This is a genomic window from Streptomyces sp. T39 (assembly GCF_008042045.1).
In the GTDB taxonomy this organism is placed as follows: domain Bacteria; phylum Actinomycetota; class Actinomycetes; order Streptomycetales; family Streptomycetaceae; genus Streptomyces.
This window is the reverse complement of sequence record NZ_RDBP01000228.1, coordinates 1-630: the sequence shown is the minus strand read 5'-3', so window position 1 is coordinate 630 and position 630 is coordinate 1. Positions and strand designations below refer to the sequence as shown.

General features: G+C 73.8%; 1 protein-coding gene and 1 pseudogene. One reads left to right on the top strand and one right to left on the bottom strand.

Annotated features, from left to right (window positions below):
- The coding region (locus tag EAO77_RS37370; protein WP_147992711.1) for an HIT domain-containing protein at positions 1-282 on the top strand (282 nt) is incomplete at its 5' end.
- A gap of 60 nt (positions 283-342) precedes the next feature.
- On the opposite strand, the pseudogene EAO77_RS37365 reads toward EAO77_RS37370, so the two are convergent.
- A pseudogene (locus EAO77_RS37365) lies at positions 343-630 on the bottom strand (hypothetical protein); the annotation flags it as partial.

Here is a 630-nt window from a genome sequence, read left to right as displayed (position 1 = left end):
GCCGACTACACCGAGCTCGACGACGCCGAGACCGCCGAGCTGGCCCGGCTGACCAAGCAGGCCATGGTGGCGCTGCGCGTGGCGTCCGGTGCGCACGGCTTCAACATCGGGCTGAACCAGGGCAGCGCGGCGGGCGCGGGCATCGCCGCCCACCTGCACCAGCACATCGTCCCGAGATGGGGCGGCGACACCAACTTCATGCCCGTGATCGGCTCCACCAAGGTCCTGCCGCAGCTGCTCGGGGACACCCGGCGGATGCTGTCCGACGCCTGGCCCCGCTGATCGCCGAGCGGCGTACGCCGCGGGGGCCGGGGGTATCCTCCCGGCCCCCGCGGCGTACGGCTACGCGTCGTAGACGTCGGCCTTCCCCGGCGACGGGTCCTGCACCGCGCCGCTGACCATCATCGAGCGGTTGCCGAAGCGCTCCGTGTCCACGCCGTTCTCCTGGAGCACCCGGATCGCCGCGGCATGGGCCGCGCGCAGGACGGGCGTCGCGGCCCGCAGCGCGTCGTCCGCCATGAACCGGTGCCGCCACGGCTTCTCCGCCCACGCGTGGCGCAGGCCGAACGGCTCGGGGAGGACGAGCTTCCCGCCCAGGAAGTCCAGCAGCGGCGGGTACCAGGTGAAGGG